This is a genomic window from Nonomuraea sp. NPDC050394, from assembly GCF_044459065.1.
GTDB lineage: Bacteria > Actinomycetota > Actinomycetes > Streptosporangiales > Streptosporangiaceae > Nonomuraea.
Map to the genome: position 1 here is coordinate 448,097 of NZ_JBITIO010000007.1, position 12,711 is coordinate 460,807.

The 12,711-nt window shown below is 70.7% G+C and carries 12 protein-coding genes; 5 read left to right on the plus strand and 7 right to left on the minus strand.

What is annotated here, in order from left to right; translation table 11 throughout:
- Nucleotides 1-218 precede the first annotated feature (218 nt).
- Nucleotides 219-734: a hypothetical protein gene (locus tag ACIBKY_RS28605; protein ID WP_397101173.1), complete on the minus strand. Its 516-nt coding sequence runs from the start codon at nt 732-734 to the stop codon at nt 219-221.
- Nucleotides 735-1,202: 468 nt separating this feature from the next.
- Nucleotides 1,203-2,483, minus strand: a complete 1,281-nt coding sequence (locus ACIBKY_RS28610; protein ID WP_397101175.1) for an FAD-binding oxidoreductase — start codon at nt 2,481-2,483, stop codon at nt 1,203-1,205.
- 105 nt (nt 2,484-2,588) lie between these two features.
- Between ACIBKY_RS28610 and ACIBKY_RS28615 the strand changes: the two genes are divergently transcribed.
- Nucleotides 2,589-3,137: a hypothetical protein gene (locus ACIBKY_RS28615; RefSeq protein WP_397101177.1), complete on the plus strand. Its 549-nt coding sequence runs from the start codon at nt 2,589-2,591 to the stop codon at nt 3,135-3,137.
- 11 nt (nt 3,138-3,148) lie between these two features.
- On the opposite strand, the gene ACIBKY_RS28620 is transcribed toward ACIBKY_RS28615, so the two are convergent.
- Nucleotides 3,149-3,940 (minus strand): LLM class flavin-dependent oxidoreductase, encoded by a 792-nt coding sequence (locus ACIBKY_RS28620; RefSeq protein ID WP_397101179.1) that lies wholly within the window; start codon nt 3,938-3,940, stop codon nt 3,149-3,151.
- Nucleotides 3,941-3,988: 48 nt separating this feature from the next.
- Here ACIBKY_RS28620 and ACIBKY_RS28625 point away from each other — a divergent pair, with 48 nt between their 5' ends.
- Nucleotides 3,989-4,174, plus strand: a complete 186-nt coding sequence (locus ACIBKY_RS28625) for a hypothetical protein (protein WP_397101181.1) — start codon at nt 3,989-3,991, stop codon at nt 4,172-4,174.
- A 45-nt stretch (nt 4,175-4,219) separates the two neighbouring features.
- Here ACIBKY_RS28625 and ACIBKY_RS28630 read toward each other — a convergent pair whose 3' ends face one another.
- The 4 genes from ACIBKY_RS28630 to ACIBKY_RS28645 form a co-directional block, all read right to left on the minus strand.
- Entirely contained in the window at nt 4,220-5,479 is a 1,260-nt protein-coding gene (locus ACIBKY_RS28630; RefSeq protein ID WP_397101183.1) for a class I SAM-dependent methyltransferase, read from the minus strand.
- A 3-nt stretch (nt 5,480-5,482) separates the two neighbouring features.
- The gene (locus ACIBKY_RS28635) at nt 5,483-6,832 is read right to left on the minus strand and encodes an FAD-binding oxidoreductase (protein WP_379609741.1); all 1,350 of its coding nucleotides are present in this window, start codon (nt 6,830-6,832) and stop codon (nt 5,483-5,485) included.
- A gap of 130 nt (nt 6,833-6,962) precedes the next feature.
- Entirely contained in the window at nt 6,963-7,943 is a 981-nt protein-coding gene (locus ACIBKY_RS28640; protein ID WP_397101185.1) for an NAD(P)-dependent oxidoreductase, read from the minus strand.
- Nucleotides 7,940-9,448, minus strand: a complete 1,509-nt coding sequence (locus ACIBKY_RS28645) for a serine/threonine-protein kinase (protein ID WP_397101187.1) — start codon at nt 9,446-9,448, stop codon at nt 7,940-7,942. The genes ACIBKY_RS28640 and ACIBKY_RS28645 overlap by 4 nt, the downstream gene beginning before the upstream one ends.
- A 168-nt stretch (nt 9,449-9,616) precedes the next feature.
- On the opposite strand from ACIBKY_RS28645, the gene ACIBKY_RS28650 reads away from it, so the two are divergent.
- The 3 genes from ACIBKY_RS28650 to ACIBKY_RS28660 all read left to right on the plus strand — a co-directional run bounded on the left by ACIBKY_RS28650 (nt 9,617) and on the right by ACIBKY_RS28660 (nt 12,667).
- Entirely contained in the window at nt 9,617-10,729 is a 1,113-nt protein-coding gene (locus ACIBKY_RS28650) for a CaiB/BaiF CoA transferase family protein (RefSeq protein WP_397101189.1), read from the plus strand.
- Nucleotides 10,729-11,385 (plus strand): nitroreductase family protein, encoded by a 657-nt coding sequence (locus tag ACIBKY_RS28655; protein WP_397101191.1) that lies wholly within the window; start codon nt 10,729-10,731, stop codon nt 11,383-11,385. The genes ACIBKY_RS28650 and ACIBKY_RS28655 overlap by 1 nt, the downstream gene beginning before the upstream one ends.
- A gap of 94 nt (nt 11,386-11,479) precedes the next feature.
- Complete coding sequence (locus tag ACIBKY_RS28660; protein WP_397101193.1) at nt 11,480-12,667, plus strand: cytochrome P450; 1,188 nt, start codon at nt 11,480-11,482, stop codon at nt 12,665-12,667.
- Nucleotides 12,668-12,711: the final 44 nt, after the last annotated feature.

Genomic DNA, 12,711 nt, shown 5'->3' on the forward strand with positions numbered 1-12,711 from the left:
ACGGCGGGCCGATAGTGGTGGCCGCCGCCCTCAGATCCCTGCGCGGCGGACCGATGCTGGTGGCCGCCGCCCTCGGATCCCTGCGCGGCGGGCCGATGCTGGTGACCGCCGCGCTCAGATCCCTGCGCGGCGGACCGCTAGTGGTGACCGCCGCCCTCAGGTGCCGGTACGGCGGGCCGATATGACGACGGCGCCATGGGTGGCGCCGGGATGCGGGGTCAGCGGACCCAGCCGGTGTAGCGCTGGCCACCGGTGCCGGCGTCCTTCGTTCCCCGGCCCCCGTGGTCGGGGTCGAGGGCCGCCGACACCGCGCGGACGAGCCAGGAGTTCACCGACAGCCCCTCTCGGGCGGCCGCCTCGTCGATGCGCGGTTTGAGATGGTCCGGAACCCGCAGCGCCACCCGGGTGGTGCCGCCTTCGTCGGCCTCCGGCGGGCGTACCGAGCGGGCGTGGGCGGCGGCTGGACCCGCCTCCGTGTCACGTGGTGCCATGGGCGGCGGGGTCACGACGAAGTCCGGGTCGCGTCCGCGCAGCCGTACGTCCACCGAGCCGGGGGCGAGCTCCCTGGTGATCTCGTTGGCGGCGGCCGACAGCGCCTCAAGCAGGGCCAGCCGGGCGGCCGACTCCAGCGACGCGATGAGGCGCTCGGCCAGCGCCCGGGTCTCCTCACCGCCCGCCTCCGCGGCGACCGCCAGCTCCCGGCGGAGGTGATCGACATATGGCGCGAGTTCCATGACACCACTATGACATGTCCATGGCACCAGTTCAAGCACCAATGGCACCACAATGGCACCACTCAAGGAAATGCCAGGTCAGGCAATCCTGCCACGGCTCCAGGTACGAGGAGATCGGCACGCCCAGCCGGCGGAAGCCTGTCGTGGCTCGGGGCCAGAGCGACGGCGGTGCCAGGCGGCCGGGGGTGAGCGGGAGTGGCGCCGACCTGCCGAGGACGCGTTCCGGCCGCGCGTTTTACGTTTCGGCTCCGGGTCCGAAGTGGGCGGTGCCCGGCCCACGGGGCGGACGTCACGGCGACCGGCCCCGCACGCTGGACGACCGTTCCCCTGGACGGGGCCCGGCCACGGTCGGCGGGCGGGGTCTTGCCGGCTGTGCCGTAACGGGAAGGTGTGCCGCAACGGGAAGGTGTCCCGTAACGGGAAGGTGTGCCACAACGGGAAGGTGTGCCGCGACGGAAAGAGGAGACGTCAGAAGCGGGCGAGATTCTGCGAGAACACGCGCGCGGGATCATAGGCCTGCTTGATGGCGGCGAGGCGGGCGCGCGTCGCGGGCGGGTAGACCGCGGCGACGTCGGCGGGGCGAGGGTCACTGAAGAAGTTCGCGTACGCGCCCGAAACGTGCGGCTCCACCGACTCCCACAGCGCGTCGTAGGCGGGCAGCCGCGCGGGGTGATCGGCCGGCGCACCGAGCAGGACCCCCAGCAGCATCGCCTCGCTGTCCCGGTGCGCGAAGGCGGTGTCGTCGCCGCGCCCCATCGCGCCCCCGATCGCCCGGATCTCCCGGAACATCAGCGGAATGTCCGCCGACACCCACGCGTCGATCAGCTCATCCGTCAGAACCGGGGCGAACCGGTTGCGGACCATGGGGCGCCAGCCGGGCGGCACTTCGGCGCTCTCCAGGACCTCGGCGTAGGGGATGGTCGAGATCTCCTGGAACGTCGGCTCGCCCAGCCGGGTCAGCGGCTCGACGACCGCGGGGTCGTCGCCCGCGTAGGCCGCCAGGATCATGATCGACGCCGGCGCCTCCTCCCCGAACGCCGGGTACAGGTGCGCCGACGACGTCAGCTCCTCGCCCGCCTCGCGCACCACGTCCCGCCAGGCCTTGAGGGCCGCGGCGGCGTCGTCGGCGGGGTACCCGACGCGGGCGAAGGTCACGCTCGTCTCCCGGCGAGCCCTGACCAGGAAGGAGGTGATCACCCCGAACTCGCCGCCACCGCCCCTGATCGCCCAGAAGAGATCGGCGTTCTCGTCGGCGGCCGCCCGCAGAACCTTCCCGGCGGCGGTCACCACCTCGGCCTCGACCAGGTGATCCAGCGCCAGCCCGTACTTGCGGACCAGCCACCCGATCCCGCCCCCGACCATCAGCCCGCCCACCCCGACCGAGTCGGTGTCACCCGAGGAGATCACCAGCCCATGCGGCGCCAGCACCCGCGAGACCTCACCCCACCGGGCCCCGGCGCCGATCCGCACCAGATCATCGTCCAGGACCTCGACGCCGTTGAGGTGCGCCAGGTCGATCACCACGCCGCCGTCGTTGGTGCCGTAGCCGGGCACGCTGTGCCCGCCGCTGCGCACCGACAGCACCAGCCCGTCGCGCACGGCGTGCGCGACGGCCTCGGCCACCCCCGCGGCGTCGCGGGGGTGGACGACGCGCGCGGGCGCGCCCTCCTTGGCGAAGGTACGGCTGAGCCGCTCGTACCCCTCGTCACCGGGCCGGACGATCTCGGTGGCCTGCGTGTCGTTCGTCATCGTTGTTGCCCTTCCTGTCCCTGTTCTCGCTGACAGGTCGGAGCCGGTGGCGCCCGCTCTACACGCACGTCCAAGATTCTTTCCGGACATGGGAGGGTACGGGGCATGGCCTTCGGAGTCCGCGCGTTCGAACTGGCACTCATGCACCGCATGCGGGACCTCAATCCCGCCCGGGTCGAGGACGCGCTCGCCGACATGGGCGCCACCCGCGCCGAACTCCGCGAGGCCCACACTCTGTGGACCCGCACCGCCTACGCCGTCCGGGCGCCGAAGGGGGCGGGCCGGTTCCGGATGGCGCTGGGGCGGCCCGCGTTCGAGGGCGAACGGCCGATCGGCAGCCTGACCTGCGACGTGGTGCGGTGGGCGCTGCCGTACTGGCCGGGGCTGGAGTTCGAGCTGCTGATCGGGCCGGGCGGCGAGGTATGGAACCAGTGGTTCGTCCGGCCGTCCGGTGACCGGGCGCTGAGCTTCGCCGGCCTCGTCCCGTGGGAGTGCGTCGTCGCCGACGTCGGCGCGAGCTTCCCTGACGCCGTCCAGGAGGAGGGTGCCGCGCCCCATCACTGGGCCGTCTCCTTCCGGCATTCCGGCGCCACCTACCGCGCCCGCTTCATCTACGGCCTCCTCCAGCGCGTCGATCCCGCCACCCGAGGTTAGGCGGTTCGTGTTCACCCGGGCGGGCCCGCCTTGACGCGCTCGACCAGGCGTTCCATCGATCCCCGGTAGCCGTGGAGGTGTTCGAGCCACCAGGTGGCGCCCGCCTCGGCGTAAGCCCGTACCGACGAGCCCGGTTCGCTGACGCCGATGACCGCCACGTCGAGGTCGCCCCCGCGCAGCTCACCCACCTGGGCGGCGAGGGCGTCGGGCGTGAGCGACATACGGCCCTCCTGGTCGTCGGCCGCGACGATCCAGCCGTCCCAGCGGGCGGCACGCCGGAGGGCGGCGGGAGCCGTGCCGCCTACCCACACCGGTACCCGTGGGCGCTGGAGGGGCAGCGGCGCGAGCCGTACGCCGTCGACGGTGTAGTGAGGGCCGCGGTGGCGTACCTCGTCGCCGGACCAGAGCGCGTCCAGCACGTCGAGCGCCTCGTCGAGCACGGCCCCGCCGGGACGCGCCGAGCCGAAGGCGGTGAACTCCGCCGTCACCCCGCCCAGCCCGGCGCCCAGGATCACGCGGCCGCCGCTCAGCCGGTCGAGCGTCGCCACGGTCTGGGCCAGCCGCTCCGGACGGTGCCGGGTCACGGCCGTCACCGCCGTGCCGAGCTTGACGCGCGAGGTCGCCTGGGCCACGGCGGCCAGCGCCACCCACGGATCGGCCGACGGTGTGCCCCAGGCGAAGGCCAGGTGGTCCCAGACCAGCACCGCCTCCCACCCGGCGGCCTCGGCCTCCTGAGCCAGGGTGACCAGGCGCGCCGGCTCCGCGAGATCACCGAGAATCGCGATGTCAATGCCGTAACGCATACCTCGACCCAACCACCCGCCACCGACACTTTCCCGGAGTCGCTGGCGATGGGACCGGCCAATACGCTTTCGCCGGTTCTGCTCGACGAGAAATACGAGATCACGGAGGTCAGGGAGTTTCACCTGGACGCGGTGGTCTCGGAGTATCGGCTGCACCGGGTGCATCGGGATCGGCTTGAGCTGGAGTTGCCGATCCTGGTCGCGGTCCCGCTCGCCGATCTGGTGGCGCCGTGAGGTGCTCCGCCGGAGCCCGGGTGGGCTCCGGCGGAGGTGGAACGTCTACGGCCAGTTGACGGAGGGGCGGAGGGGGACGCCGGAGCGGCCCTCCTTGTCGAGCTTCACGCCCAGCACCTGGTGCAGCTGGACCTTGTTGCGTTCGAAGCCCACGATGCAGCCGGCCATGTACAGGGCCCACACCCGGGCCGTGCCCATGCCGACTTCCTGGACCGCGTCCTCCCAGTTGGCGTCGAGGTTGTCGCACCAGGCGCGCAGCGTCTTGGCGTAGTGCTCGCGCAGGTTCTCCTCGTGGCGGATCTCGAAGCCGAGGTCCTCCATCTGCCTGACCAGGTAGCCCACCGATTCCAGCTCACCGTCGGGGAAGACGTAGCGGTTGATGAAACCGCCCTTGTTGAACGTCTTCTCCTTGCCGGTGGGCCGGGTGATGCAGTGGTTCAGGATGCGGCCGCCGGGGCGGAGCTTGCCGTACAGGAAGGAGAAGTAGGCCGGTACGTTGGCCGCGCCGATGTGCTCGGTCAGGCCGATGCTGCTGACGGCGTCGAAGTCGCCCTCGGGGACGTCGCGGTAGTCCATGAAGCGGACTTCCGCCAGGTCCTCGAGGCCCGCCTCCTTGATGGCGGCCTGGGCCCATTCGGCCTGCTGCTTCGACAGGGTGACGCCCAGGGCCTTGACGCCGTAGTTCTTGGCGGCGTGCATGACCATGCCGCCCCAGCCGCAGCCGACGTCGAGCAGGCGCATGCCGGGCTTCAGGTCGAGCTTCTTGGCCACCAGGTCGAACTTGGCGAACTGGGCCTCTTCCAGCGTGGATTCCTGGGTGGGGTAGACGGCGCACGTGTACGCCATCGACGGGCCCAGGACCCACTCGTAGAAGCGGTTGGAGACGTCGTAGTGGTGGTGGATGGCTTCGGCGTCGCGCTGCTTGGCGTGCCGGGAGCCGAGCTTGGCCAGCGTGCTCTGCCGCATCTCCTGCGGAGGCGGCGGGACACGCATCATCAGCGGCTTCATGCCCAAAGAGCGGACGGCGTCCACTTTTTCGGCAAAAGTCAGGTCGTTGGTGGTGATGTTCCACATACGGTCGAGCAAGGTGTAGATGTCACCGTGCACATCGATGTGCCCCGAGACATAGGCACGCGCCAGACCCAGCTCCCCCGGAGCTTGAGCCAGGTACGCCACCGCGATGGGTGACTTCACCTCGATGGTGACGTCCGACCCGTCCGGCCCGGCCTTGCTGCCGTCATAGGCCAGGAACGAGATGTTCGACGTGGAACCGACGATTTTTTCAAAGATGGTTGCGAGCGCCATCACTTACCTTCCCCGCACACACTTGTCGTACAGGTCAAGCAGGCGACCGTTCGGATCGTATTCCCGCTTGACCGGCCAGTAAGCATCGCCGTTGTACAGCTGCCAGAACTGCTCACGGGCATAGAAACTGGTCGAATATAGCGACTTGTGCCCGTCCAGTTCGTGCACAGAGTTCTCGATGAGCCGGTTGTAGTACCCGTCGAACTGCCCCCGAGGCAACGGGACCAGCCCCCAGAACCCGAAATTGACATACAGCTTGCCCTGCTCCAGCGGATAGAGCGGCCAGTCGCTCGACGACTTGAGCGGGCACATCCAGACCGGCGTCATGCCGACCTTCTCGTGGAAGAACCTGAGGAAGTCCGCGCCCCGCTCGACCGGCGTCTCCACGTCCTGGATCACCGACTCCTGCACCGGCTGGTCGCGCCACCGGTCGACGCGGGCGGTGAAGCCGTACTTGCGATCGAGGGCGACGAGCCTGCGGTAGACGTCGGAGCGCATGTAGCGGCGCGGCATGAGCGAGCGGACGACCGGCTGCTGCACGCCGAACGCGCGCGAGCACCAGAACCAGTCGGTGTCCCAGCGCCACAGGTAGTCGCGCACGGTCAGCCAGTCGCGGTTGCGCTTGCGGATGGACTGGTAGTAGATGCGCATCCCCGTGTAGTCCGAGACGTAGGGGGCGCGCTCGGCGAAGCGGCCGAGCGTGATGTACATCTCGTCGGGGCTGAAGAACACCCCGTCGATGAAGTCGACCTGCTCGCCGTCGTGCACCATCGTGTCGCAGATCTCCTGCATGGCCAGCATGCACTTGTCCGCGTCGGTGAACTTCACGTGCGTGAGGTGCACGTACGGCTGGACCGCCTTGAGCTTGATCCGGATGCGCAGCGCGTAGCCGAGCGTGCCGTAGGAGTTCGGGAAGGCGCGGAAGAGGTCGCGGTGCTCGTTGTCGTCGCGGGCGATGACGATGCGCCCGTCGCCGGTGAGGATCTCGAGCTCCTCGACCGACTCGTGCGGCAGACCGTCCTTGAAGCTGGTCGACTCGATGCCCAGACCCGTCACCGCTCCCCCGAGCGTGATCGTCTTGAGCTGCGGCACGACGTACGGCATGAGCCCGTGGGGAAGGGTGGCGTCCACGAGGTTCTCGTAGGTCGTCATCCCCTGGACTTCCGCCGTCATCGTGACCGGATCCACGCTGATGACCTCGTCGAGGTCACGTGCGGAGAGCTTGGCCGTCTTGCCGTTGTCGCGGAACCTGAACAGGTTCGACGTGGCCTTGGCCAGGCGGGGCGCGGCGTCCCCCGGAATCTCGGCGTACGACTGCCGGATGTGCTCTACGGCCCTCTGGTGTGTCGACATGTCTGTCGTCACGGAACACCCCCTGGAGCTGGTAGAGATCGTCCGTAAGACCGTATCTCCCTCCAAACACATAGAACAGACCGGGGTCTGTTAAAGACACGAAAACTGTTCACAGTGCCAGGTCGAGGGCCTACGCCGCGGGCGAATCACCAAACTTCCTGGTGACAATCGCATCGGCCCTGTTGACAACGTTGACTAGTGGCCGCCCGTCGACCGCCGCCTCAAGGTTGTCCATGACGGCCTTGAGCAGGCGTCCCGTCGCCTGCCCCGTGACGCCCGCGATGTGCGGCGACAACAGGACGCGGTCGAGCCCGAGCAGCGGGTCGTCCGCGGGCAGCGGCTCGGTGGCGAAGACGTCGAGCGCCGCGCCGCCCAGGTGCCCGCCGAGCGCCTCGACCAGCGCGGCCTGGTCCACGACCTCGCCGCGGGCCGCGTTGACCAGCAGCGCGCCCTGCTTCATCCGCCGCGCGTCGATGAGCCCGCGCGTCTGCTCCGACAGCGCGATGACCACCACGAGCACGTCGGACTCGGCCACGACCGTCTCCAGCGGCGTGTAGGCGGGGTCCTCGCGGGGGGTGCGCGTCCAGTAGGACACCTGGCAGCCGAACGCGCGGAACAACCGGCCGCACTCCGCGCCGATCGGGCCGTGGCCGACGATCCCGACCTTCGACCCGGACAGCTCGCTCGGCTGCAGTTCCTGCTGGGGCCAGCCGCCCGCGCGTACCGCGGCGTCGGCTTCGCGCAGTTTCCTGCGTACGGCCAGCGCCGCCGACACACACCACTCCGCGACCGCCACCGCGCTGACCCCGGCGGTGTTGGCCAGCGGCACCCCGGCGGCGGCCAGGGCCGGCAGGTCGTGCCCGTCCACCCCGACGGACGGCTGCTGCACGAAGGCCAGCCGGGACGCGGCCGCGACCGCCTCGGCGTCGAGCGCGAGCTCGGCCGACCAGTCACCGAGCACGATCTCGGCCTCGGGCAGGGCGTCGAGCATGGCGGCCCGGTCCCGCCGGGCGGGGACGCTCAGCCGTACCCGGTCGCCGAGAGGTGTGAGCAGGCCCCGCAGCAGTTCCTCGGGCAGCGGCGGCAGCGCCAGCAGGTTCCAGGGCGTCATGCGCCCACTGTAAAGCTGTTGATCACCTTGCGCATGAGCTCCCGGTGCCGCGGCCACTGCGCCTCGGTGAAGGTCCAGGACAGGACATAAGCGGTCTCGCCGACCGTCACCGCGCGCCTGACCTCGCGGTAGCGTTGCCCGGACTGGGCCCAGGCGGTCTCGCCGGTGCCGCCCGCGGCCTGCCAGGTGAACTCCCACTCGACCGCGGTCGCCCCGCGGTGCCTGACGACCTTGCGGCCGACCGTGGTGAACTCCTGGCCGCTCTCCTTGAACATCTCCTCAGAGTCGCGCAGGAGCTGGTGCGGGTCGGTTTTGGAGAAGACGGCCTCGACGGCGAGGTGTCCGCGCCGGTCGGGCCTGGTCCAGGTGGCCGAGCCGTCGCCACGAGCGCCCCGCCAGCCGGTGGGGCGGGAGATCGACCAGCCGTCAGGCGAGGTCCAGACCCGCATCGGCGGCCTGGTCCTGGTCGGGGTGGGGGTCGGCGTCGGTGACAGCGTGTGGCTCGGGGTCGGCGTGGAGACACTCGGCATCGGACTGCTGGCCGCGCGCTGCGCGAGGCGCGGGGTGGGTTCGGCGTCGGCCGACAGGATCGAGTACGCGCCCACGCCCCCGCCGATCACGAGCACGACCGCCGCCACGGCCGCGACGAGCAGCTTGCGGCTGCCCACCTTCTCCGCCGACTCCACGGTACGGCCGGCCGCCAGCCCGGCCAGGAGTTGCTCCGCCTCCTCCGGCCCGAGCCGTTCGTGCGGCTCCTTGCGCAGCAGCCCGCGCAGCACGGGATGCATGGCGGGCGGGATGCGCCGGTAGTCGGGCTCCTCGTTGAGCAGCGCGGTGAGCGTGGCCATGGGCTCGCCCCGCTCGAACGGCGAGCGCCCGGTCAGCGCCGCGAACAGGGTGGCGCCCAGCGACCACAGGTCGGAGGCCGGCCCGGCCTCGGCGGCGCGTACCCGCTCGGGTGCGAGGAAGCTGGGCGAGCCGGTGACCATGCCGGTGCTGGTCAGCGAGGAGTCGCCTTCGGCGGTGGCGATGCCGAAGTCGGTGAGCACGGCCCTGCCGTCGTCGTCGAGCAGGATGTTGCTCGGTTTGACGTCACGGTGCAGGATGCCCAGCTCGTGCGCGGCGCGCAGCGCGGAGAGCACCTGCCTGCCCACCTCGGCGGCCTGCGGGATGGGCAGCGCGCCGGTGGTGGCCACGATCTCCTCGATGGAGCGCGCCCTGAGCATCTCCATGATGATCCAGGGGCGGCCGTCCTCCTCGACGACGTCGTAGATCGCGACGACCGACGGGTGGTTGAGCCGGGCGGCCGTGCGCGCCTCGCGGGCGGTACGCAAGAGCTGCCGCTCACGGTCGGCGGGTGGAACCCCGTCGGGCAGCAGCACCTCCTTGATCGCGATCTGCCTGTTGAGGAGCGTGTCGCGACCTTCCCAGACCACGCCCATGCCGCCGCGCCCCAGCTCGCGCAGTAACTGGTACCGCCGAGCGACGAGCTGTTCCGAAACCATGTCCAACCTCCACAACAGTGGGCAAGTTTCCCATAAGTGGGAGTGCGGAAGAGTGTGATCACATGAGCCCGGCATGGTTGCGGCCTGCTACCGAAGGTTGTTCTACTGGGGTGGGCGCCCGGCGCCGGGTCGCGCCCGCCGTACCGGAACAGAGTCGAGGAGATGTCCATGCGTGAAGGTCCGCTGGCCGGAGTGCGGGTGCTTGAGCTGGCGGGGCTCGCGCCAGGGCCGTTCGCGGGGATGATGCTCGCCGACCACGGCGCCGAGGTTCTGCGCGTCGACCGCGTCAAGGCGGTCACCGACAGGCCGCGCACGGACGTGATGGACCGCGGCAAACAGACCGTGGGCCTCGATCTGAAGTCGCCCGAGGGCGTGCGCGCGTTCAAGGAACTGGCGCGGAACGCGGACGTGGTCATCGAGGTGTTCCGCCCCGGTGTCGCGGAACGCCTCGGCATCGGCCCCGCCGACCTGCACGAGATCAACCCGAGGCTCATCTACGGCCGCATGACCGGCTGGGGCCAGGACGGCCCGCTGGCCCCGACCGCCGGGCACGACATCGACTACATCGCGATCTCCGGCATCCTGTCGATGCTCGGCCGCGAGGGAGACAAGCCGACGCCGCCGATCAACATCCTCGGCGACTTCGCCGGTGGCGGGCTGATGCTGGCGTACGGCGTGCTGCTGGCCCTTTTCGAGCGCGAACGCACCGGGAAGGGCCGGGTGATCGACGCCGCGATGGTGGACGGCGCCTCGATCCTGTTCGCGATGTTCCACCACGGCGTGCAGTCCGGCTTCTGGGGCCCGCGCGGCACCAACCTGCTCGACACCGGCGCCCCCATGTACGACACCTACGAGACCGCCGACGGGGGGTTCGTGGCGGTCGGCTCGCTGGAGCCCCAGTTCTGGGACGAGATGGTCCGCCTCATGGAGCTGAGCGACCTGCCCGACCGCGGCGACAGGGAGCAGTGGCCCGCGCTCAAGGCCCGGCTCGCGGACGCCTTCAGATCGAAGACCAGAGCCGAGTGGGAGGCCGTCTTCGACGGCTCCGACGCCTGCGTCTCCCCCGTGCTGACCATGGGCGAGGCCGTCGAACACCCGCACAACGTGGCCAGGGAGAGCTTCGTCCAGGTCGGCGAGTACCGGCAGCCGATGCCGGCGCCGCGCCTGCTCGGCGCCCCCGCGCCCGATCTGTCCCCCGCCACCCGGCTGGCCGACCTGTCGGCGTGGGGACTCGACGCCGCGGAAGCCGACAAACTCCGCGAAGCGGGGATACTGGCCTGATGGAGATCTTCGAGGCCCTCTACACGACGCGCGCGATGCGCCGGGTGAAGCCCGACCCCATCCCGGCGGAGGTGCAGCGCTCGATCCTGGACGCCGCCATCCGCGCCCCCACCGGCGGCAACGCCCAGAACTGGCGCTTCCTGCTGGCCGACGACCCCGCTCTGAGGGCCGAGCTCGCGCCGCTCTACCAGGACGGCCTGCGCCTCCTGTTCGGGACCCACTACAAGGAGGCGATCGACCAGGCCGACGACCAGGCCGGCCGCGTCTTCACCTCCGCCCAGTACCTGGCCGACCACTTCGACGGCTACCCGCTGCTGCTGTTCGCGTTCGTGCAGAACGACCCGAGCGGCGGCTCCATCTTCCCCGCCGTCTGGAACGCCCAGCTCGCCGCCCGCGCCCACGGCGTCGGCACCGCGCTGACCACCATCCTCGGCATATTCCACCCGAAGGAGACGCTGCGCCTGCTCGGTGTTCCCGAAGACGAAGGCTGGAGGCTGGCCTGCACGGTCACCTTCGGCTACCCGACCGGCCGCTGGGGCGTGGCGCCCCGCCGTCCCGTCCACGAGGTCAGCTACCGCAACCGCTGGGGCGACCCGGTCGGCTTCACCGTGGACGAGCCGCTGTGGAGCGCACCGGCCCCGCGCGGAGAGGGGTGACGCCCACCTGACCTCACCGGCCTGACCGCCCAGTCGCAGGCGCGAGCGATGCGGCGGCTCCGTGACAGCACCTCTGAACCCCCGGAGCTGACCCATGCACGTACCACCGGCGCGCCCGCGCACGGGCATCGACCTGCTCGACGGCGACCTGTACGCCGACGACCCCCTGCCGCTCTACGCGTGGCTGCGCGAGCACTCCCCCGCCCACTACGACGCCGCCAACGACCTGTGGGGCATCTCCCGCCACGCCGACATCTGCGCCATCGAACGCGACGCCAAGCTCTGGACCAGCACCGGCGGCTACCGTCCCCAGCTGCCCTCCGACCCGTCCATGATCGGCATGGACGACCCCGAGCACGCCGAGCGCCGCCGCCTCGTCTACCGCCGCTTCACCCCGCGCCACGTGCACGAACGCTACGCCGACCGGATCCGGTCCGTGGTCACCGAACAGATCGACCGGGCCCTGGCGGAAGGCACCGTGGACGCCGTACCGGCGCTGGCCGCCCCGCTCCCCGCCCGCATGATCGGCTGGCTGCTCGGCTTCCCCGACGCGGACTGGCCCAAGCTCAAACACTGGTCGGAGACCACGATCGCGGCCGGCGGCGGCCTGCGCTACGTCACCCACGAGGCCGCCGTGGCCGCAGGCGAGTTCGGCCTCGCCGTCCTGGACCTGGCCGCCGAGCGCCGCACCTGCCCCCGGGACGACCTCCTGTCGGTATGGTCGGCCCGGCCCGACTACGACGACGAACACCTGGCCAACGAGGCGCTCCTTCTGCTCGACGGCGGCGCCGAGACCACCCGCACCGTGATCGCCACCGCCCTGGACGCCCTCATCCGCCACCCGGCCCAATGGCGCCACCTGCGCGAGAACCCCTCCCAGATCGACACCGCCGTCGAGGAGTTCATCCGCTGGACCACGCCCATCCTCAACATGTGCCGCACCGCCACCCGCGACACCACCCTCCACGGCCAGACCATCGAAAAGGGCCAGCAGGTCCTTCTCATGTACGGCTCCGCCAACCGCGACCCGGCGGTCTTCGACGACCCCGACACCTTCGACGTCACCCGCAAACCCGGCGGCCACATCGCCTTCGGCCTCGGCACCCACTTCTGCCTGGGGGCGGCGTTGGCACGGCTGGAACTCAAGATCTTCTTCGAGGAGTGGGTGGCCCGGGTGGACTCCGCGGCCTGGGCGGACGCCGACGGCCCCCGCCTGATGCGCAACTCCTTCGTCCGAGGCGTCACGTCCTTCCCCATAACCCTCCACCCCCGCCGCCACTAACCCCTTCGCCAGCGCCCCGGGTATGTCGCCCTGGTGCCCGCTTG